The organism is Flavobacterium sp. TR2 (genome assembly GCF_025252405.1).
Taxonomy (GTDB): Bacteria; Bacteroidota; Bacteroidia; order Flavobacteriales; family Flavobacteriaceae; genus Flavobacterium.
On record NZ_CP104307.1, the window covers coordinates 3750950 to 3771613 of the forward strand.

14 protein-coding genes are annotated in these 20664 nt (G+C 36.6%); 10 read left to right on the plus strand and 4 right to left on the minus strand.

The window, feature by feature from the left end:
- Positions 1-63: 63 nt before the first annotated feature.
- Both N4T20_RS16540 and N4T20_RS16545 read right to left on the minus strand, forming a co-directional pair.
- Positions 64-441, minus strand: coding sequence for a hypothetical protein (locus N4T20_RS16540; RefSeq protein WP_260670222.1), 378 nt, complete (start codon positions 439-441; stop codon positions 64-66).
- An 81-nt stretch (positions 442-522) separates the two neighbouring features.
- A complete protein-coding gene (locus N4T20_RS16545) occupies positions 523-819 on the minus strand; it encodes a winged helix-turn-helix transcriptional regulator (protein ID WP_260670223.1) in 297 nt (98 codons plus the stop codon).
- A 90-nt stretch (positions 820-909) separates the two neighbouring features.
- On the opposite strand from N4T20_RS16545, the gene N4T20_RS16550 reads away from it, so the two are divergent.
- The 9 genes from N4T20_RS16550 to ric all read left to right on the plus strand — a co-directional run bounded on the left by N4T20_RS16550 (position 910) and on the right by ric (position 16829).
- Positions 910-1155, plus strand: coding sequence for an efflux RND transporter permease subunit (locus tag N4T20_RS16550; RefSeq protein ID WP_260670224.1), 246 nt, complete (start codon positions 910-912; stop codon positions 1153-1155).
- 104 nt (positions 1156-1259) lie between these two features.
- Positions 1260-3614 carry a mechanosensitive ion channel family protein gene (locus N4T20_RS16555; RefSeq protein ID WP_260670225.1) on the plus strand — a complete coding sequence of 785 codons (2355 nt, stop codon included), beginning with the start codon at positions 1260-1262 and terminating at the stop codon, positions 3612-3614.
- Between the two features lie 230 nt (positions 3615-3844).
- Complete coding sequence (locus tag N4T20_RS16560; protein ID WP_260670226.1) at positions 3845-4432, plus strand: phage tail protein; 588 nt, start codon at positions 3845-3847, stop codon at positions 4430-4432.
- A 50-nt stretch (positions 4433-4482) separates the two neighbouring features.
- The gene (locus N4T20_RS16565) at positions 4483-5610 is read left to right on the plus strand and encodes an ABC transporter substrate-binding protein (protein ID WP_260670227.1); all 1128 of its coding nucleotides are present in this window, start codon (positions 4483-4485) and stop codon (positions 5608-5610) included.
- A 14-nt stretch (positions 5611-5624) separates the two neighbouring features.
- Positions 5625-11870, plus strand: a complete 6246-nt coding sequence (locus N4T20_RS16570) for an MBG domain-containing protein (RefSeq protein ID WP_260670228.1) — start codon at positions 5625-5627, stop codon at positions 11868-11870.
- Positions 11871-11899: 29 nt separating this feature from the next.
- The gene (locus tag N4T20_RS16575) at positions 11900-13216 is read left to right on the plus strand and encodes an OmpA family protein (RefSeq protein ID WP_260670229.1); all 1317 of its coding nucleotides are present in this window, start codon (positions 11900-11902) and stop codon (positions 13214-13216) included.
- Positions 13217-13591: 375 nt separating this feature from the next.
- Complete coding sequence (gene nadA / locus N4T20_RS16580; RefSeq protein ID WP_260670230.1) at positions 13592-14524, plus strand: quinolinate synthase NadA; 933 nt, start codon at positions 13592-13594, stop codon at positions 14522-14524.
- Positions 14525-14553: 29 nt separating this feature from the next.
- Entirely contained in the window at positions 14554-16068 is a 1515-nt protein-coding gene (gene nadB / locus N4T20_RS16585; protein ID WP_260670231.1) for an L-aspartate oxidase, read from the plus strand.
- A 29-nt stretch (positions 16069-16097) separates the two neighbouring features.
- Positions 16098-16829, plus strand: coding sequence for an iron-sulfur cluster repair di-iron protein (gene ric, locus N4T20_RS16590; RefSeq protein ID WP_260670232.1), 732 nt, complete (start codon positions 16098-16100; stop codon positions 16827-16829).
- A 313-nt stretch (positions 16830-17142) separates the two neighbouring features.
- Here ric and N4T20_RS16595 read toward each other — a convergent pair whose 3' ends face one another.
- Both N4T20_RS16595 and N4T20_RS16600 read right to left on the minus strand, forming a co-directional pair.
- The gene (locus N4T20_RS16595; protein WP_260670233.1) at positions 17143-18060 is read right to left on the minus strand and encodes a hypothetical protein; all 918 of its coding nucleotides are present in this window, start codon (positions 18058-18060) and stop codon (positions 17143-17145) included.
- Between the two features lie 225 nt (positions 18061-18285).
- Entirely contained in the window at positions 18286-19509 is a 1224-nt protein-coding gene (locus tag N4T20_RS16600; RefSeq protein WP_260670234.1) for a hypothetical protein, read from the minus strand.
- Between the two features lie 389 nt (positions 19510-19898).
- On the opposite strand from N4T20_RS16600, the gene N4T20_RS16605 reads away from it, so the two are divergent.
- Positions 19899-20522 (plus strand): hypothetical protein, encoded by a 624-nt coding sequence (locus tag N4T20_RS16605; protein WP_260670235.1) that lies wholly within the window; start codon positions 19899-19901, stop codon positions 20520-20522.
- The last annotated feature ends 142 nt before the right edge of the window (positions 20523-20664 follow it).

Here is a 20664-nt window from a genome sequence, read left to right on the forward strand (position 1 = left end):
AATAGATGAACGGCTGTAAAACGTTACGTTTTCAGCTGTTACAATAAAAATTTTAAAAAATAATTATGCGATTGGAGGTCTAAAAAGAGATAGCAGATTTGGATCTGAGAAAAGATCAGATCTATAAGTTGGAATTTTTGATTGCGGTAATTCTGGATTGAAAGGAACCGGAAACAAATCTTTGTCGTCTAAAATAAAAACAAGGTGAAAAGCGCTGCTGCTGATTGTTTTAAAAGGAAGCTGCATATCGCGATCGGCATCATTGTCTTTTAAGTCTTCTCCCCAATAGTGCATAGACAAGAAATCGATGAAACTTAAATCCATTAATTGTCTGTGCTCCTGATAGTGCTCAATAAGTATCGGCAATTTGTAAAACTGCTGTACAAAACTGCTGTTTGAAGCTATTAAAAAAATGAATATGTAAATAATACTTTTTCGCACAAGGCAAATTTAATTTAAATTCTATAAAAATCATCATTAAATAAACCTTAAGATTTCCTTTAGGAATTAACGGGCTCAGTATTAGCTAGACAGCCCTTCCAATTGCAAAAATACCGGAATTAAAGCTTTACCTTTTTCTGTCAAATTGTATTCGATGTGCAGAGGCTTTAGTTTTATGGTAGTTTTTTCCAAAAGCCCTTCTTCTTCCAATTCTTTTAAGGCTGTAGCCAAAGATTGTTTATTTGAACCTTGAATCTGACGCAGTAAATTGTTAAAACGCAAAGGCGATTCTACTGCGAGACGGAAAATTTCTGCTTTCCATTTTCCAGATAACATCTTTAAAAGTCTTTGGGCCGGACAAGTTTCTTTTTCTTCCATAATGATTGCGGGTAGTCAAAAAAATCTGACTTATTGTTTTGGAGCGTTTTTTAATTAAATTTTGTAGTAATTCTAAAGTAAAAATAGGAAATGAAAGCAAAGAAACCAAGCGAAATGAGCATTGAGGAGCTGTTAAAAATGCAGAAAACAATTAAGACAACAATTAAAATTTTGATTTTGGCCGCCATAATGCTGCTAATCATTATTGTATTTTTATTTCTCGAGAAAGGATTGTTAAGTTTAATGGCAATTCCTTTCTCCATGGCTTTTCTAATAGTCAACTCTAATTTTCTTAAAGAGATTCAGCAGGAAATTGCCACAAGAAATTTGAACTGAAAATCAGCTGATAAATATTCAGTTATACTTTAAATTTAATTTTTCTTAACTGAAAGTCTACCAAAAAAAATTAATTTTGGGCTCGCAATACAAGCCTAAAATTTATGATGATTCAAAAAAGAACCTTTTATTTTCTCCCCCTATTTTTATTTCTTTTCTTCTCACAGCTTAATTATGCTCAAGAAAAAAAAACGGTCAAAAAAGAAAGCCGCGGAAGATTATTTAATGATACTACAGCTACAGACAGCGATTATTTAATGGCAATCGAGAAAGCCAGTGAAGCATTGGAGTCTGCTTATAACGATATTGATTTTGCAGGCGACACCCGTCATCTTTTTGGCGAAATGAAACGCACAGAAAGCAAGCTGAACTTAATTTTGGCCAGTTTGAAAGGTGCAAACCCAAATGTGCGAAACCAGCAGATGTATCGTGTTGTATTACAGGAAATCCAGCAGGAACTGGAAGAACAGAACAAAGCCATCAATAGCCGTAATCTAGATCTTGAAAACATCAAAAAACGTGCAATTGACCTTCGCAACGACAAGACTTTAATGTCTTTACTAAAAGATACCATCCGACGTAAGCAATTTAAAAAAGAATTTAAAAATCTTAGAGAAATCTATCTTGCTACAGATAGTTTAATGACTAAAAACCAAACTACTCTAAACAATAAAAAAAGGCTTACCGTACAGCGAAAAATTGCTGTTTCTAATGCTTTGGAAACCGTTGAAAATAAACTGGAAAAATCAGGAATCAGTATTTTCAAGAAAGAATATCCTTCGTTGTGGCAGATTAACGATACTGCGGCTAAGAAAAAAGTAACGCACAACATCAAGGCAAAAATCATAATTGAAGAAAATGTAGCGGCGTATTACCTAAGCTACAAAGCGGGCGGACTTATCACGCTATGCTTCTTTATGGGACTTTTGTTTTGGTACATTTCCAAAAACATCAAATACCTTAAAACAAATGGTTATGCTGATAACCTTTTGCTTTTAAATTTCAAATACTTAAATCGAGGCGCTTTCCTTCCTGTTTTGGTCATTGCATTAAATATTGCCGTGGTAACCAATTTGTATGCTCCCGCTCTATTTTTAGAACTAATCCAGCTTTTCCTGCTTGGGGTTTTAATTTTCCTTTTCAAAAATCAGTGGTCTGGCGTTTCTATGAGAAACTGGCTTTTTCTTGTCGGATTATTCTTTGCGCTTTGCTTTCTAGATTTGTTTATCACAATCGGGTTATTGCAGCGTTTTGCCTTTGTTGCAATTAATATTTTAGGCATTCGTTATGGTTTAGTTCAGATTAAAACGCTTAAAGAAGAACTTTATATAAAAGGCTTTTTTAAATGGGCAAGCATCATTTTTATCGGATTAAATGTTTTGTCTATTCTTTATAATGTATTCGGAAGAGTTTCTCTTTCTAATATGTTAAGTCTTACGGCTTTTATCTCACTTACTCAAATTGTTGCTTTAAGTGTTCTTTTGAAGATTATTTTGGAAATTATTTTACTTCAAATTTATACGATTAGGGTAAAAAGAGGAATCGAAAAAATGTTCGATTATGAAAGTTTATCAGATACGCTGAAAAAACCTTTTATTATTGTAATTAGTTATATGTGGCTGATCGTGATTGCTTCAAATTTGAATATTTGGGAATCGCTTCGCGCTTCTTTGACCAAATTGTTAAGCCATCCAAATACAATCGGAAGCATCACATTTACGCTGGGCAATATTGTTTTGTTCTTTATTATTATTTGGACAGCGCACTTACTGCAAAAATATGTTGCTTATTTTTTTGGTGAAATTGATGATGAAAACGAAGAAAACGTTAACAAAAGGCAACATTCAAAATTGCTTATTACACGATTAGTTGTGCTCATAATCGGTTATCTGCTTGCTGTTGCCGCTTCTGGAATGCCTTTGGATAAATTGAGCATTCTTTTAGGAGCTTTGGGTGTCGGTGTCGGACTTGGACTCCAAAACATTGTCAACAATTTTGTATCGGGTATAATTTTGATTTTTGACAAGCCAATTCAAGTTGGCGATGTCGTAGAAGTGAGTTCTCAATCTGGCCGCATCAAATCGATGGGATTGCGAACAACCAAAATAAATGCTCCAAATGGCGCTGAAATTATAGTTCCGAATGGTAACTTGTTATCTCAAAACATTACCAATTGGACATATACGGATAATTTAAAATTGGTTGAAGTTACTTTCGAAATTAGCGGAGAAACAATTCCAGAAGAAATCAATTCGGTAATAAATGAAACGCTTGCCAATCTTCCGCTGGTCAACAATTCAAAACCTTCACAAATATATTATAGCTCAATTTCTGACGAAAAATATAAACTTTTAATCAAGTTCTGGTGCAGTATCTACAGGACTGAAGAAACTGTAAGTTCTGCAAGACAAGAGCTTTATATGAGCTTTAAAAATAAAGGCTTGACATTCTCAAGTTAAAACGTAAAAAAAGGCAGTAACGTATTACTGCCTTTTTTATTGCTCAGAGTAATTTTTTTTTTAGTGAAAATATTGAAATATTTTCTTACTTTTAAAGTAAAATGTTAAATAATAGCATTTTACCAAAAACACGTATAAACCCGTGTACCCATAATTTAGTTATAAAGTAATTTAGCGTTGTAAAAAAAATACGATCAAAAACTAACATTAACATTAAATCTTAAAAAATTATGGAAGTCTTTCTTGGAACAATTTTAGGTTTCGGATTTAATTTTCCTCCTAGAGGATGGGCTTATTGCAATGGTCAACTCATTTCAATCAGTCAGAACACAGCTTTATTTTCACTATTGGGAACAATGTACGGCGGGGATGGCATGAGCACATTCGGTCTTCCGGATCTAAGAGGAAGAGCTCCTATCCATTTTGGTCAAGGGCCTGGTTTAAGCAATATCACGCAAGGTGAAAGAGCAGGTACAGAAAATACTACTTTAACAACATTAAACATTCCTGCTCACATACATGCACTAGCAGGTGGAACTGCAGCGGTAACTGTGACTGCAACTACTATTACAGGAGGTACAATTACTAATGAAACTGACGGCGGAAACAATTCTTTTGCTTCGAGTGGTTCGGCACCTAACATCTACAGCGAACCAGGAGGGAGTGGAACTGACAAAGTTGGCGGTTTTAGTGCAACAGCTACATTAGGTGGCAATACAGCTCCAACTGGAGGCACTAGCCCTTTTAGCATACGCAATCCATATCTTGCAATAAACTTTTGTATTGCAACAAGTGGAATTTTCCCTTCTAGAAACTAATAAATTCAAAATAGAGGCAAAAAATTGCCTCTATTTTTTAATATCATTTTATGGATAACGACATTAAAATAGGAATTTTAATATCAAAGTCTCAACAGTACCCTTCGCTGGATAAAGATTTTATAAGAGGTTTAAAACTCAATAACCTGAATGTAAAATTTTATGTAGAAAGCATTGGCATTGGTGCTGATGAGAAACTTATAATTGACAAAATACAGAAACTTAACTTTCAGGAAGATATATCAATTATAATTGGTTTCCTAGGGCATCATAATATGACTGATGTTTATAAATATGCTTCTAATAACGATATTTTATTGTTGGCTGCAGATTTAGGAGCAACAATTCCTTATCAATCAGCATATAAAGGCATATATATAAATTCTCTAGGGCTAACCGAATCTTGCTATCATTTGGGTAAATATTTTTCAGATAAAAAATATAAAATAGCAACTTCTACATCATTTTATGATTCGGGATACGGGATGCTTCATGCCTTAGAATATGCTTTTAAGGAACAAAATCATTTTACAGGGCATTACATCACTCCTTTTAATCCGAGAGAAAATGAAGCTTCTTATATGAATGAAATTATAAATGCGCAGCAGCCTAATGCTGTTTTTGCTTTTTATAGTGGTCTGTATGCAGAAGAAAATGCCGATTTTATGAAACAAAATAAAATCACTCAAAAATATCCTTTTTATGTAACGCCTTTTTTTATCAATGATAAAATTTTGGACGAATATAAAAATAATCCCCATGAACTTTATGTAGTGAGCACGTGGATGCAGCATGATACCGATGCAACAGATTTCAGTTCAAATTACAAAGAAATTTATGCTGAAACCCCTTCTCTATTTTCAATTTTAGGTTATGAAAACGGGCTGATATTAAAGCATATGCTTTTAAATGCTGCTAATTTAAAAACGAGCTCTTTAATTGAAGCAATTCATAAATTGAATATTGACGGCCCGAGAGGCACTATCCGATTTGATGAGGATACCAACAGAACAGTGTTCGATCATTATATATACCAATTAAACTTGGATTCTTTTAATACTATAAGCTTTAAAAAAATTGAAACATTGATAAACGATGGGGATTTTATTAAGGCTTTTGCCTCATTATCAAAACCTGAGCATCTAGGAGGCTGGGACAATGCTTATCTATGTCATTAACTAAATTGTATGTTATGAAAAAAAAATTACTCTTATTTTTTACGTTCTTTTGTGTCTTCGGATTACACCAAAATATAAAAGGACAGACCTTAGCACCGGGAGACATTGCTTTTATAGGCTTTGACACTGGCGGTTTAGATGGGTTTAGCTTTATAGCCCTAAAAAACTTACCAGCGGGTGAGATCGTATACTTTACTGAAGAAGGTCTCTCTGCATCTGGCTGGATCGGCAGTAACGAGCCACATATCAAATGGACAATACCTCCTGGGGTAACTTGTGGAAAAATCATCTCAGTTATTGAAACTTCTACAAACAATGTCTTTACAGTAACAGGTGGATCAACTTCTGATTTTGTAATTAATCCAGAAGGACCCGTTTACAGTTTCAACTTGTCTGCTGGGGACCAAATGCTTGCCTATCAAAGTGCTACTAATGGCATGAGACCTGCAATTTCACTATCTACTATAACTTTCATCGCAGGTGTGCAAGGTGATTATAATCTAAATAATCACGATGGTTCTACTAAATGGAATGACCCTTTAATAACAGCAAATCTTGGCGGTGCAGAAAGTATTTTACCACAAGGACTAACAAACGGAACAAATTGTGTCGCTCTATTTCCTAGTGGTCCTGAACCAAGTCAATTTTTTGCAAAGTATACAGGATCTTTAGTAGGCACTTCTTCTGTTTTAAGAACAAATATTAATACATATACTAATTGGACAATTACAACCCTAACTTCTACTCCTTCTGGAACTCAGGGAATTTTACCAAGTAACTATTCGCCAAGTGTAACTTGTACAACATTACCCTCAGTAACTACCACAGCTCCCGTAACAAACTATGGAGCCCTAACCGCTACATTAGCAGGTTCAAACACTGACGGTGGTGACACAGTACTAAGCAGAGGTATTGTCTGGTCTCTTATGCCAAATCCTGTTATTGGTGGCCCAGGTGTAAACAACTTAGCGGCAAGTATTGGTACTGGTCCTTTTAGTGTAAATGCAACTTCACTTCCTTCGGGAACTACTATACATTATGCGGCTTATGCATCGAACTCGGCTGGAATTACTTATGGCACTCCTGCATCATTTTCGACTAATGCGCCCTTATCTGCTACACAGTCACAAACAAATGCTTGCAATGGCGTTAATAACGGAACCGCGACAGTAACTCCTTCTGGAGGAAAATCTCCTTATACTTATGCATGGTCTAATGGTTCGACTGCAGCAACAATTACAGGTTTAATGCCATCTAATTATTCGGTTAATATAACAGATAGCGAAGGGACTACAACATCTAAAATCTTTACTATAGGACAAGATTCAGCCATACAAGGAGGAATTTCCGTTACTACTGTATCTTGCTTTGGAGGTAATAACGGAGCCATAGATCTTACTCCGACAGGAGGCAGCGGATCTTATACCTATAACTGGGGTGGCGGAATTACCACACAGGATCGAACAGGTCTTATAGCAGGTACATATTCTGTTACCATTACCGATTCTAACAATTGCAGTTTGACCATAAGCAATATTGCGGTTGGCCAGCCTGCGGCAGCAGTCAGCGGAACAACAGCGCCAACTAATGTTGCTTGTAATGGAGGCAATACTGGAGCTATAAACCTTACTCCAACGGGAGGAACTGGCCCTTATACTTTCTTATGGAATGATGGAATCACAACAGAAGATAGAACGGGACTAACAGCAGGCGCATATTCCGTTACCATTACAGATTCTAAAGGTTGTTCAGCAACTATAAACAACATTCCGGTAACTCAACCTCCTGCGCTTTCTGGATCTATAGTTCCGACTCATGTTGCTTGTTTTGGAGGAAATACAGGAGCTATAAACCTTACTCCTAGCGGTGGTGTTGGCCCATATACTTTTGCATGGAGCGATGGTCCAACTACAGAAGACAGAACAGGACTTACAGCGGGTACTTATACCGTGACCATAACGGATTCTAATTCATGCTCAAAAACATTACCTAGTTTTACAATCAATCAGCCTTCTGCTCTTGGAGGTACTACAGTCGTAACTAATGCTTCATGTTTTGGAGGATCTAATGGTGCCATTAACCTAACTCCAACTGGGGGAGCTGGCCCTTACACTTTCAACTGGGTAGGTGGCGCATCTACCGAAGACCGAAACGGACTTCCTGCGGGTACTTATGCCGTTACAATTACTGACGCCAATGGCTGTACGGCAACAATAAGCAATATTGCAGTTGGTCAACCTGCTGCACCGCTTGATGGAGCAGTATCTGTAACCCCTATACTTTGTAATGGCAGCAATACAGGAGCCATAAATCTTACTCCAAGTGGCGGAACATCACCTTATACATTTGACTGGGGTGGCGGAGTAACTACTGAGGATAGAACTGGACTTGCAGCTGGCACGTATTCAGTTACCATTACAGACGGCCATGGCTGTACAAAAACAATATCTAACATACAGGTAACACAACCTTCAGCAATTGCCACGCCAATAACCATAACACATATTGCTTGTAATGGCGCAGCAACAGGAGCAATAAACATTACGCCATCTGGAGGTGTTGGGCCTTATACTTTCTTATGGAATGACGGAGTAACAAGTGAGGACAGAACAGGACTTACCGCTGGCACTTATTCAGTTACAATTACTGACAGCAACTTGTGCAGTAAAACTTTCAACAATATTGCTGTTACGCAACCTTCAGCACTTGGAGGAAGTGTATCAGTTAATAATGTGTCTTGCAATGGAGGATCAAATGGTTCTATTGGTCTTACTCCTACGGGAGGGGTTTCGCCTTACACCTATAGCTGGAATGGCGGAGTAACAACACAAAACAGATTTGGACTAATGGCAGGCACGTACTCGGTTACCATTACCGATAACAATTCTTGTTCTATAACGATAAGTAATATTCTTGTAAGCCAACCACCTGCTCTTGTTATAAGCATTGAAAAAATCAATGTTTCTTGCAATGGAGGATCAAATGGTTCGGCCACGGTAACTGCTACGGGAGGAACAGGCAACTATTCTTACCAATGGTCTCCTTCTGGAGGAAACGCAGCAACAGCATCTGGTCTCCAAGCAGGAACTTATACTGTAACTGTAACAGATGAGAACAATTGCCAAAATTCACAACAAGTTATCATTGGGGAACCATCAATTTTAGACGCCACACAAGCACAAACAGATGTTTTATGCAATGGCGGATCAACAGGAACAGCAACTGTTACCCCAATTGGAGGCGCTGGAGATTATACGTATGTATGGTCGCCTACTGGAGGAACCGCAGCTACAGCTACCGGACTTTCTGCTGGAACTTATACCTGTAAAATTACAGATAAGAACGGCTGTTTTATTACAAGAACTTTTACTATTAACCAGCCGTCTGTGCTAAATGCAACCACATCTCAAACAGATGCGACTTGTTCTGTTGGCGGAGAAGCTACAGTAGTTCCTTATGGAGGCGTGGGAGGTTATACCTATTCCTGGTCACCTTCTGGGGGGGCATCTGCTACTGCAACAGGATTATCAGCTGGTAATTATCAATGTCAAATTACAGATGGAAATGGCTGTTCTATTATCAAAAACTTCACCATCAATACAACCAATACTTTAGTTGCTAATACTACTCAAGTAGATGTGCTTTGCAATGGCGCAAATACAGGGTCTATTACAGTAACTCCTTCGGGTGCTCCTGGACCGTTTACGTACGAGTGGACTCCTAACGTAGGAAATACCGATACCGTTAACAACTTAACAGCAGGAAACTATTCTGTAAAAATTATTTCTAGCAATGGATGCTCTATTATAAAAAACTTCACAATAGCAGAACCATCAGCCATTGTAATAACACTAGCATCACAATCAAATGTGACTTGTAAGGATGGAAATAACGGATCTATAACTCCTGCTATAACTGGAGGAACAGGCGCGGTGACCTACTCATGGAACACAAACCCTGTGCAAACATCTGCAACAGCAACTGGTCTTAAAGCAGGAACTTACACGCTAACTGTAACTGATGCAAACTCATGCACCAAAACACGCAATTTTACCATAACAGAACCTGATGCACTTACTGCAACAACATCTCAAACCAATGTTTCTTGCAATGGAGGTTCAAATGGTACAGCAACTGTAAATGTTACTGGAGGAACGGGAGATTACACTTATTCTTGGTCTCCATCTGGCGGAACTGCTGCAACAGCAAATGGTCTTGCCGCAGGAACTTATACAGTTACGATAAAAGATGATAACTTATGCCAAACAACTGCAAGCGTAACGATCTCTCAACCTGATGCCTTAACAGCAACAATAGCAAAAACAGATGTTTTATGCCATCAGGCAAATAACGGAACCGCTACAGTAACTCCTCTTGGTGGAACTGGAGATTATACATACTCTTGGTCGCCATCTGGAGGAACTGCTGCAACAGCAACAGGATTAAGTCCAAATACTTACACCGTTACCGTTACTGATGCAAACGGATGTTTTGTAACCGAGTCGGTACAAATTACAGAGCCTACTGCCCTTTCAGCAACATATTCGCATACTAATGTTTCTTGTAACGGAGGCAATAATGGTACGGCATCTGTAACAGCAATTGGAGGAACTGGAAATTACACTTATTCTTGGTCTCCTTCTGGAGGAACAGCTGCAACAGCAACTGGTCTTGCTGCGGGAACTTATAACGTAACTGTTACAGATGAAAACTCATGTTTTATTAGTAGCACCATTACCATTACCCAACCTGATGCTTTAGCTTTAACCACAACTCCAGTGGCAGTAACTTGCCATAACGGAAATAACGGATCGGTTACCGTAAGTGCTACTGGCGGTACAGGTGCTTACACGTACTCATGGGCTCCATCTGGTGGAAATGCAGCAACAGCAAGTGGTCTTACAGCGGGAACTTATACAGTAACCGTTACAGATGCAAACTCTTGTTCAGCGTCTGCAACGGTTGAAATTACACAACCGGCAAATCCAGTTAATTTAATTACGGCAGTAGTATCTGGAGTAACTACAACTGGCGCTTCATTATCTGGTACTGCATCTTCTAACGGAATAAATACCGATAGCGGATCTTGCTTAACAGAAGTTGGTTTTGTATACGCACAGCACGCCAATCCTACAATAGCCGATACTAAAATTAATGTTACGGCTGCATTAGGAACATTTGCAAACACTTTATCTGGCTTAAGAGGAAATAGAACATATTACGTTAGAACATATACTATAAACAGCAATGGTTTTGTTAGCTATGGAAACGAAGTAAGTTTTACAACACAAAAATATACTCTTACTATAACTGCAGCTGCAGGACATACCAAAGTATATGCTACAGCCGATCCAGTATTCAATTATACTGCTTTAGGTTTTGTTAATGGAGACACCAATTCTATTCTTACAGGACTGCTTTCTAGAGATGCCGGAGAAAATGTTGGAAAATACAATATTAAACCAGGAACAATTAATGCTGGCGCAGATTACGTAATTGCCTTTACTGGTGCCGAATTTGAGATTACAAAAGCGAATCAGACGATTACTTGGAACCAGACTTTAGAATTTGGCTGTGCAGACTCAAACACTGTAGCTTTAACCGCGACAACAGACAGCGGATTGCCAGTTTCTTATGCAATTGCAAATGCAGCATTGGGCACAATCTCTGGATCAACATTAAACATTAAAGGTTCAGGAAGCTCAACTATTACGGCAACCCAAAATGGCGATCAGAATCATAATGCAGCGACAGCCATTGTTAAACCAATAGAAATAAGCCAATCTGGACTTGTTATACAGCAATGGGCAAACGTTCTGTTCTTTGACAATAGATCAAACAATTATGTAGCTTGGCAATGGTATAAAAACGGAGCCGCTATTTCTGGTGCAACCCGTCAGTATTACAGCGAACTTCAGCCTTTAAACGGCACATATCACGTAATTGCAAAAGACAAAAATGGAAATTCAATTAAATCTTGTCCAATTGAGACTACTGGAACGGTTTTCACCAAGAAAATCAAAATCTATCCAAACCCAGTTAAGCCAGGAGCAGAATTTACTTTAGAGTGTGATTTTAGCGAATCTCAATTAAATGGAGCTGAGGTAGTTATTTATGACATTGCAGGGAAATTAGTGCAGACTATTTCAAATGTAAAAGCCAAAAATCAAATTATCGCTCCATCGCAGACAGCCTTATATATTGTCGTTCTTAAACTGGCAGACGGTCAGTTGAAAACAATCAACTTATTGGTTAAATAAAAATGAGATTTAATTTAAAATTATACGCAATGAAGATTAAAGCCACCATAGCTATACTACTACTATTTAATGTCACGATAAAAGCGCAGGAAATTAATTTCAAAATCAATGGAGGGCCTTCTGGAATTCTATACGATAGCAATGTCGGTGACGGTAAATTAAAGTTTGGCGGAGGAATAGGTGTTGGATACACCTATTTCTTCAGCGATCACTGGGGAATCTCAACTGGAGTTGATGTTAGTTACAATCAAAATAGTTTTGAATTGAATAACGGAACAACAATCTCAACTTACGAAGTCGATGACCAGACTTCTGCATTCGAGTATAGAGTGACGCCTACCAATTATAAGGAAGATCAGCATTTTATTGCCGCATCCATTCCGTTAATGATGCAATACAGAACATCGATTGCTTCTCAGACACAATTGTATTTTGGAATCGGAGGAAAAATCATGTTTCCTGGAAAACAGACTGTAAAAGCTTCAGCTTCTGAATTGCAGCTGAGCGGCTATTACCCTGATGTTAATCTTATCATTGATGATCTGCCATCTCACGGATTTGGCAAAGTAACCAATTGGCAGGATAAAACAACGGTAAGCCTAGACCCTGCTTTTATGTTGAGTTTTGAAACAGGCCTTTCGTTCAAACTAAAAGAAAAAACAAAACTGTACACCGGTTTGTATGTAGATTATGGTTTGACTGATTTGGCAAAAGAAACTCCAAACACCAACATTGTGGCGTATAACCCAAACGGCATTGACAATGTTCAGGCAAACGGTACTATTGGAAACAGCAGAATCGTTCAGGAGAGCCGCTATCTATCTGCTGGAATTCAGCTGAAATTAGGTTTTTCTTTAGCTAAAGACAAACCACAGCCTGTACAGCCAAAAACAGAGACCGTTACGAAGACAGAAACGGCTCCGGTTCAGAAAGAAGTTCCTGTACAGCAAAAACCTGTAGAAACTCCTCCTGCCAAAAAAGAACTGACAGCTGCTGAACGAACTTACGTCGAAAAACCTCTTGCTTTTCAAGAAGTTGGGAACACGAGCGTGACTCCAGAATTGGCTACAAGACTAGATGAAATTGCTAAAATTCTAAAAGAAAACAAAGACACAGACCTAAACATTACAGGCTATACTTGTGATATAGGAACTGAAAAACGCAATCTTGAAATCGGAATGAAAAGAGCGCAAGCAGTTTCAGATTATTTGCAGAATAAAGAAATTGAGTCCAACCGTATGCATTTATTTTCAAAAGGAGAAAGCGAACCTTTAGTGCCAAATACTCCAGCAGAGAATAAGCCTTTAAACAGAAGAGTTTCACTTACGCTGATAGACGCAAAATAATTTTTTTAATTACAATTGTAAAAAGCATGATAATAGAGCCTGTCTCTTTTATCATGCTTTTCTTTTTTTAAGGAAAAACATCTCCAAAATAAAGTTCTAAAAAATAGCACCACTTAATACGGACGAAACAAAATTCAGTAAATGGCCCAAAAGTCTTTGTAAACCACACTTTCTCATTCAATTAAAGTTCAATTGTCAAGACCAGCATATAAAAACAAATATAAAACAGCATGATTAGAATCATGTTTTGAAAAAAATGATGATAATATATTTACCCTATTAAAATTATGCGCTTAAACGTCTTTTTCGTACAAGTTAAAAATAAGCGCTATCGCCTTTTATGCCGTATCAAAAGTAGTAAATTCGACAATGAACATGAACAAGAACTTTTTAGTACAGGAGATAATCCGATTAAAAAAAGAAAAAAATGCCGTTATTCTGGCTCATTATTATCAAGATGAGGAGATTCAGGAAATAGCAGATTTTATCGGAGATAGTCTTGAATTGGCAAAAAAAGCTCAAAATACAAGTGCTGATATCATTGTTTTTGCTGGCGTTCATTTTATGGCAGAAACAGCAAAAATCCTTAACCCAAACAAAAAAGTACTATTGCCCGATTGGAATGCAGGCTGCTCCCTAGCCGACGGTTGTCTGCCTGAAGATTTTAAATCTTTCAAAAAACAGCATCCAGATCATATTGTAGTCACTTATATCAACTGCTCTGCCCAAATAAAAGCGATGAGCGATTTGGTCTGCACTTCGGCAAATGCCAAAAAGATAATTGAGTCTATACCTGCAGAACAAAAAATCATATTTGCTCCAGATGAAAATTTAGGCAAATACCTCCAAAAAGAAACCAAACGCGAACTGGTCTTATGGAAAGGCTCTTGTATTGTGCATGAAGCCTTTTCATTAGACAAACTAATAGAAATATATACCAAAAATCCGACTGCAAAAATTGCAGCTCACCCTGAATCTGAAGAACATATTTTAAAAGCGGCACATTACATTGGCTCGACTTCGGGAATTATTAATTTCATTAAAACGGATCCTACTGCCGTTTTCATTGTGGCCACAGAAGCCGGTATCCTGCATGAGCTTACGAAAGCTGTACCTGATAAAACGCTGATTCCGGCTCCTGCCACAGAAGACAACACCTGTGCCTGCAGCGAATGTGCTTTTATGAAAATGAATACACTAGAAAAACTGTATTTGTGCCTTAAAAATGAATATCCCGAAATGCTGGTTACCGAAAAACTGAGGACAGAAGCCCTGAAACCTATACAAAGGATGCTCGAACTATCGTAAAAAATGCAATAACTCTAAATCAAAATAACATGCTTAAAACAGATATACTTATCGTAGGTTCAGGTATTTCGGGATTATTTTTTGCTATGAAAACGGCAAAAAAACGCCCAGATTTATCAATTGTTATAATGACGAAAGAAACAGCCACAAATACCAATACAACATTGGCACAGGGCGGTATTGCTGTGGTAACCGACTTAATAAAAGACAGTTTTAATAAACATATCCATGATACGCTTCGTTCTGGAGGCGGTTTGTGCGATAAAGAAATTGTCAATATGGTGATTAAACAAGCTCCCGAAAGGCTTCGCGAATTGATCGAAATAGGCGCTTCTTTTGATAAAAATGGAAAAGGACAATGGGATTTAGGTTTGGAAGGCGGACATTCTCAGCATAGAATATTGCATCATAAAGACAGCTCCGGACAGGAAATCGAGCAGAAACTGCTCAAAATCATTAAAAAAATGCCCAATATTGAGCTCTTAGAAAATCATATGGTCATTGATTTAAACGCCGAAACAAAAAAAGCTAAAACTACTTGTGCCGGAGCTTTTTTCTTTGAAAAAAAACACAACCGAATTAAATACATTAGAGCGAGAACAATTGTCTTAAGCACTGGCGGCTGCGGACAGCTGTTTGAAAACACGACAAATCCTAAAATAGCGACAGGAGACGGATTGGCAATCGCAGCGCGTGCAGGTGCAGAAATTGTCGATATGCAATACATCCAGTTTCATCCAACAGCATTATTTACAGGAAAAGAAAATCCGCTGTTTTTAATATCAGAAGCCGTTAGAGGTTTTGGCGCTCATATTGTTAATGATAAAAAGCAAAGATTTTTATTTAAATATGACATTCGAGGAGAATTGTCTACACGCGATATGGTTTCAAGTGCTATTAGCAAAGAACTTCAAATAAGCGGAAAAAATCATGTTTATTTAGACTGCAGGCATTTAGATCCAAAAGCCTTCTCAAATCAATTTCCTGTCATAACAGCACATTGCAATGAACTAGGAATCAGGCCTGAGAAAGATTTAATTCCTGTTGTTCCTGCGGCACATTACCAATGCGGCGGCATACGGGTAGATCAAAATGGAGTCACATCAATACCAAATCTTTACGCTATTGGCGAATGTGCGAGAACAGGTCTTCATGGCAAAAACCGTTTGGCATCAAACTCACTCCTAGAAGCTGTAGTGTTTGCACATCAAGCTTCAGAAAATGTAGATAAAACTATTGCCCAATTTATTTTTTCATCCAAAATACTAATTCCGAAGTTTCCAAAAGCACATCAAGCCGATGATTATCTTTCGTTTGAAATACTTAAAAAGGAATTGCAAAAATTAGTCACTTCATATTACACTAGTGAAGAGCGCGACGCCAATTTGGCTTTTCAAAAAATAAAAGAGCTTCATAATTATGCTGTTTCACTCACTGAGAAACACGAAATAATGATTCCTTTTATTGAATTTTCAAATATGGTCGCTGCATCTCTACTTATCATTAAGCAGTGTAAGACTGAGAAAAATAAACCAAAATGCTGAAACCAAAATAATCTATACCCCAAACCATTATGAAACTAACAAGCAAAACCACAATTGGTGAAATCGTAGCAGATGATTTCAAAACAGCGGCCATTTTTACAAAATTCCATATCGACTTTTGCTGCAAAGGACATCGTACAATCGAAGAAGTCTGCAAAAAAAGAGATATTGAAGAAAACGTTCTTATCGAGCATCTTGAAAAAGCTGGAAATAGTTCTGCCAATCAGTCTTTTAATTACAAAAGCTGGTCGGCAGATATGATTGCAGATTATATTACTAAAACCCACCATCGATATGTGGAAGAAAAATCTCCTACCATTCTAGAATATTTAAATAAATTATGCGGTGACCATGGTGCAATACATCCTGAGCTTCATGAAATTCATACTATTTTTTCAAAAACGTATCTTGATCTGACGGCTCATATGAAAAGAGAAGAGTTGGTTGTTTTTCCTTTTATTAAAAAAATGAAAGCCGCGTATAGTAAAGGAACAGAACTGGAAACACCTCCTTTTTTATCTATTGAAGCCCCAATTTTAACCTTAAAAGAAGATCATATTACAGAAGTACAGCACTTTAGAAGAATTGCAGCTTTAACTAATAATTACACCCCTCCTGTTGACTCTTGCAACACTTACAAAGTAGCCTTTCTCATGCTAGAAGAATTTGACAAAGATTTAAAAAAGCACATTCATCTGGAAAATAATATTCTATTTCCAAAAGCAATAGAGCTTGAAAAAACATTTGAAAAAGTGTCTTAAATAAAACAAAACGATGGAAAAAATTTATTCCAATTCTAGAAAAATAATCGCTAATTACTTGCTGAAAATATAAGAAAGAAGAAGGATCTGCTCATAGGAATGGCGACATACACATCCATGATTTGGATTGTCTTACCAGATACTGCCTGGTTGGAGCCTACGTGTGCTGTTAAATGAAGGTTTTAATGGCGTGCAGGCCGTGTCGAGAGCAGATCTCCTTCTCATTTTAGAGAAGTATTGCACAAACAAATAAAATATCTCAAAATCAATCAGTTAAATACAGTTTTAAACTCACTATCATTGGACATTTCTTTTATTCTTTAAACAAATCTACCAACTTAGCTAGATCCAAATTTAAGCCTATATACACAGAATAATAAGGAGCGAACTTTGGAAATAGTCCTCTTATATCCGTTCCAAGAATGAGTTCCGAAGTGGCTGCTTTTGCACCGTCCGCTCCTGCACCACCTCTTGTAGATAAAATATAACGGAAATAACTTCTCACAAGATAAAAGGGATTCCATTCTTTTATTTCACTTAGGTAATAACTCGCTGCATTACCATCTGTATTTACAGAAGAAGGTTGAGGATAATTTGTAGTATACCCTATAGTTGGCTGAAAAAATAAGCGGGATCGTTCAGTGCATTTGAGATCGAAGGTTACACCAAGACCAAAATATCCTGTTATGCTTTTAATTTTGGTGTTATTTTTATTGTTTTGAGAAGACAATATTTTTGGGATAGAATCTAATGATGTTATTGTCAAAGTATCTCTCTGCAATGTATTTATTGCTTCACTAATCTCAAAATTGGAAATTAGTAACTCTCCATGTGCATGGGCAAATATTTTCGTAGCATTTCCGCTAGGATTTCGTAAGGCATAAAGTGCCTGCATATAAATGCTGTACGATGAATTTTTATTTTTAATCTTATGTTCATTGTATCTTGCTTCATATTTGCTACCAACCACAAGCTTGTCCAGTGGCTTTAGCTTAACATATTCATCTGTATACAGCATAATACTATCCGATGTAGAATAATTTATTTTCATCACCCCTGCATTATACCCCCACTTTGAAGAGTCTATCGGAGGGGAATAAATATTAAAATGACCTGTATATCCGGCCTTATTCGTTGTAAAATCAAAATCTACAGCGTTTAAATACATAAAACTTTGAGCTGAAGCTAAATGAGAAAAAAACAACAATAAAAATGGTAAAAATCTTTTCATGATAAAATCAGTTTAATTGATTAAAAATTAAAACAGTTAACTCAGAAAATGCTATTTGGACAGTTTTTGCCTATGCGAATTATTAGTCATTTCTGAGTAAAATAATCCCTCAGCCTAAACGGACTTTCAGTAATCTGTTCAGACTGCAATCAAAAGTCAAGAAAGAGAATAATTAAGGGCGCAAGACACACCCTTAATCTTCCTTTTTACAATAAATTTGTTTTTTTAATTTATCTTTATATAATAGTAGAGCGATATATTTTTCGGTCTTGTTTCATTGCTTATTCTTGGAGTGCCATAACCAGCATTTACAGTTCCTGCGGTATTATTTGCGGGAGAATCAGTAACGTTATGTCTTTGATGAGGAGTGTTTGGTGATTCTCTTCCGTAGTAGATTGCTATTCTATCTTGGTCAATATGTTTATGCCCCTGAAATGAATCTGACTGATAACTTCCAACAATACGGCTCTCTAAATCTCCCTTCTCACCAGTCATAGCCACAACAGGTTGATTAGGATCGAATATATTCAAACCTCTTACAAACACACCTCTTAAATCTGGTATTTGAGATTGGGATGTCAGCGCTTGAAATTTTGAATTTGGAACTGGACGGCCGTCACAAGGAGACCATTTACTTTTATTTGAAGTCCAAATTCCGCCAGGACTTTTCTCATTATTTTTTGTAGCAGTATTAAACTGCTCAAAATTTAAATACGATGTAATTACTGTTCCTATCGGGATTTCTTTGCTTGATGTAATACTCTCCTGTGCATACGCTTTGCTAGTAATTCCTCCTCTGTCAGTTTGAAGAGTTAAAACCAAATCTTTATCAAGTGGTCGCTTACAAGTAATTAAAGTTGTAAAACCTGTTAATCTCTGATTAATGCTCAGGCCTCCACTGACAACTGTACCTTCAGGCAAAACATTAAAACTTGTAACAACTGGCATTGGATCTGTTGGGGATGAAGGTTTGTAATATATTGTAAAGACAACTGCATCTTCTGTCTCCAGATTCTTCCCCTGAATAAATCCAAATCCATTTTGATGACATATCCTATTACATTCAACAAAAGCCTCATAAAGACTTGTATTAGGAATAGACCCGAATGATGCCTGTACACTGCCTTCATCAATATTTAATTCCGTAATTTCCAAAAGACTGGTTCTCAATTCAGAAAATTTCTGGTCATTATCATTCATTCCTATTGAAAACGGAATGCCTTTAATAGGAATGGTAAGTGAGCTTCCCCACTTTCCGCTTTTCATATCTGTTTTAAAAGTGTCTGACAGATAATAAGTTCTTAAATCCCTATTGAAAGACTCGGTTTTTGTCATTTTAGTAAACGAATAAAGTCCATCTTGCAAAAGTTTATCACAATTACAATCCTGTGCAAACAGATTACTGCTGATTATGATCAGCAAACCTAAAAGCTGTTTTCTGGTGTTCATATATTTATGGTTTATGGTTACAATTTTAAAAGCTTATTTTTCTTTGCTTTGCATTTTGGTTAGCTAAAGGAAATAGTCGCGTAAATTCCAGACTAAGAATATATTTTAACGAGTTGTTCAGTTGTTCAGCAACACTCGATTTATATTCCAAAACTACTGCAGACAGCAATCTCATTATTAGGGTAAATACCTAAATAGACATAGTTTTTTACCTAATTTTCTGAATATTACCAGTATGTATATGTTCTTGAAAGAAAATTGCTATTTTAGCTGATAAATTGATTATTAGGGGTAAAACCCTATTAAAATAGAGTTTTACCCTAGTGGAGAAGCGAGGATTATTATAAAATTTGATGAAATAAATTATTAACCCTTAAATAAGTTTAACCATGAAAAAAATTACCCTAATCTTACTGATTATTTTAGCCATTACAGCTTGTCAAAAGAAAGAAAATGTAATCAATCCAGAAACAAATAATAATCCAGACCTAAAAACGCCAGATGCTGCGTGTAAAACTTTAAAGGACTACGATACTATAACTAAATTAGACCGAAAAGTAAAATGGCTGAAAGAAAATGGAGATCATGTTTGTAAAGAGATATTAGAAAAAGCGGTCTTAGATGTTCATCAAGTAAAAGGTGGAATCCTTGATAAAAAAGGAACTTATGATATTACTTGGCCAAAACTTAAAGGTATCATTAAGGATCATGGATATGATGCCTATCTCAGCGTAGCTGTTGATACAGATAAACAAAAAATTGATTCACTGCATATGGTGCCAGAATATATAGAGGGATCTTATTGCTTTTCAACAGCTTTAATAAAAAGTCTGGCAAAAAAATATGCAAAAGGAAATAGTAATGCTAAATTTCAGTTCAGTTTGGCCAAGTTAAATGATAAATCGAAAAGAGCAAAGGAAACTGTTGTTATCATTCAGGTCAATGGAGCACCATATTACTACGATTATTCTACAGAACCTCCATTTATTTCTATTGATAATAAGCCTTTGTAAATAAATACAATTGAATATTCTAGATATCATAAATCCAATAAAAGCATGCGTTTTAATAACGCTGCTTTATGCTTTATTTAATCTTCATTGGAAAATTAAAATGCATCGATATCTTCTGTGTATTCTTTTTGTAGTTTTTACT

Bases quoted from the DNA above. Each gene is read 5' to 3' on its own strand.
- N4T20_RS16545 (WP_260670223.1), bottom strand. From the start codon at position 819: ATGGAAGAAAAAGAAACTTGTCCGGCCCAAAGACTTTTAAAGATGTTA.
- N4T20_RS16550 (WP_260670224.1), top strand. From the start codon at position 910: ATGAAAGCAAAGAAACCAAGCGAAATGAGCATTGAGGAGCTGTTAAAA.
- N4T20_RS16555 (WP_260670225.1), top strand. From the start codon at position 1,260: ATGATGATTCAAAAAAGAACCTTTTATTTTCTCCCCCTATTTTTATTT.
- N4T20_RS16560 (WP_260670226.1), top strand. From the start codon at position 3,845: ATGGAAGTCTTTCTTGGAACAATTTTAGGTTTCGGATTTAATTTTCCT.
- N4T20_RS16565 (WP_260670227.1), top strand. From the start codon at position 4,483: ATGGATAACGACATTAAAATAGGAATTTTAATATCAAAGTCTCAACAG.
- N4T20_RS16570 (WP_260670228.1), top strand. From the start codon at position 5,625: ATGAAAAAAAAATTACTCTTATTTTTTACGTTCTTTTGTGTCTTCGGA.
- N4T20_RS16575 (WP_260670229.1), top strand. From the start codon at position 11,900: ATGAAGATTAAAGCCACCATAGCTATACTACTACTATTTAATGTCACG.
- nadA (WP_260670230.1), top strand. From the start codon at position 13,592: ATGAACAAGAACTTTTTAGTACAGGAGATAATCCGATTAAAAAAAGAA.
- nadB (WP_260670231.1), top strand. From the start codon at position 14,554: ATGCTTAAAACAGATATACTTATCGTAGGTTCAGGTATTTCGGGATTA.
- ric (WP_260670232.1), top strand. From the start codon at position 16,098: ATGAAACTAACAAGCAAAACCACAATTGGTGAAATCGTAGCAGATGAT.
- N4T20_RS16595 (WP_260670233.1), bottom strand. From the start codon at position 18,060: ATGAAAAGATTTTTACCATTTTTATTGTTGTTTTTTTCTCATTTAGCT.
- N4T20_RS16600 (WP_260670234.1), bottom strand. From the start codon at position 19,509: ATGAACACCAGAAAACAGCTTTTAGGTTTGCTGATCATAATCAGCAGT.
- N4T20_RS16605 (WP_260670235.1), top strand. From the start codon at position 19,899: ATGAAAAAAATTACCCTAATCTTACTGATTATTTTAGCCATTACAGCT.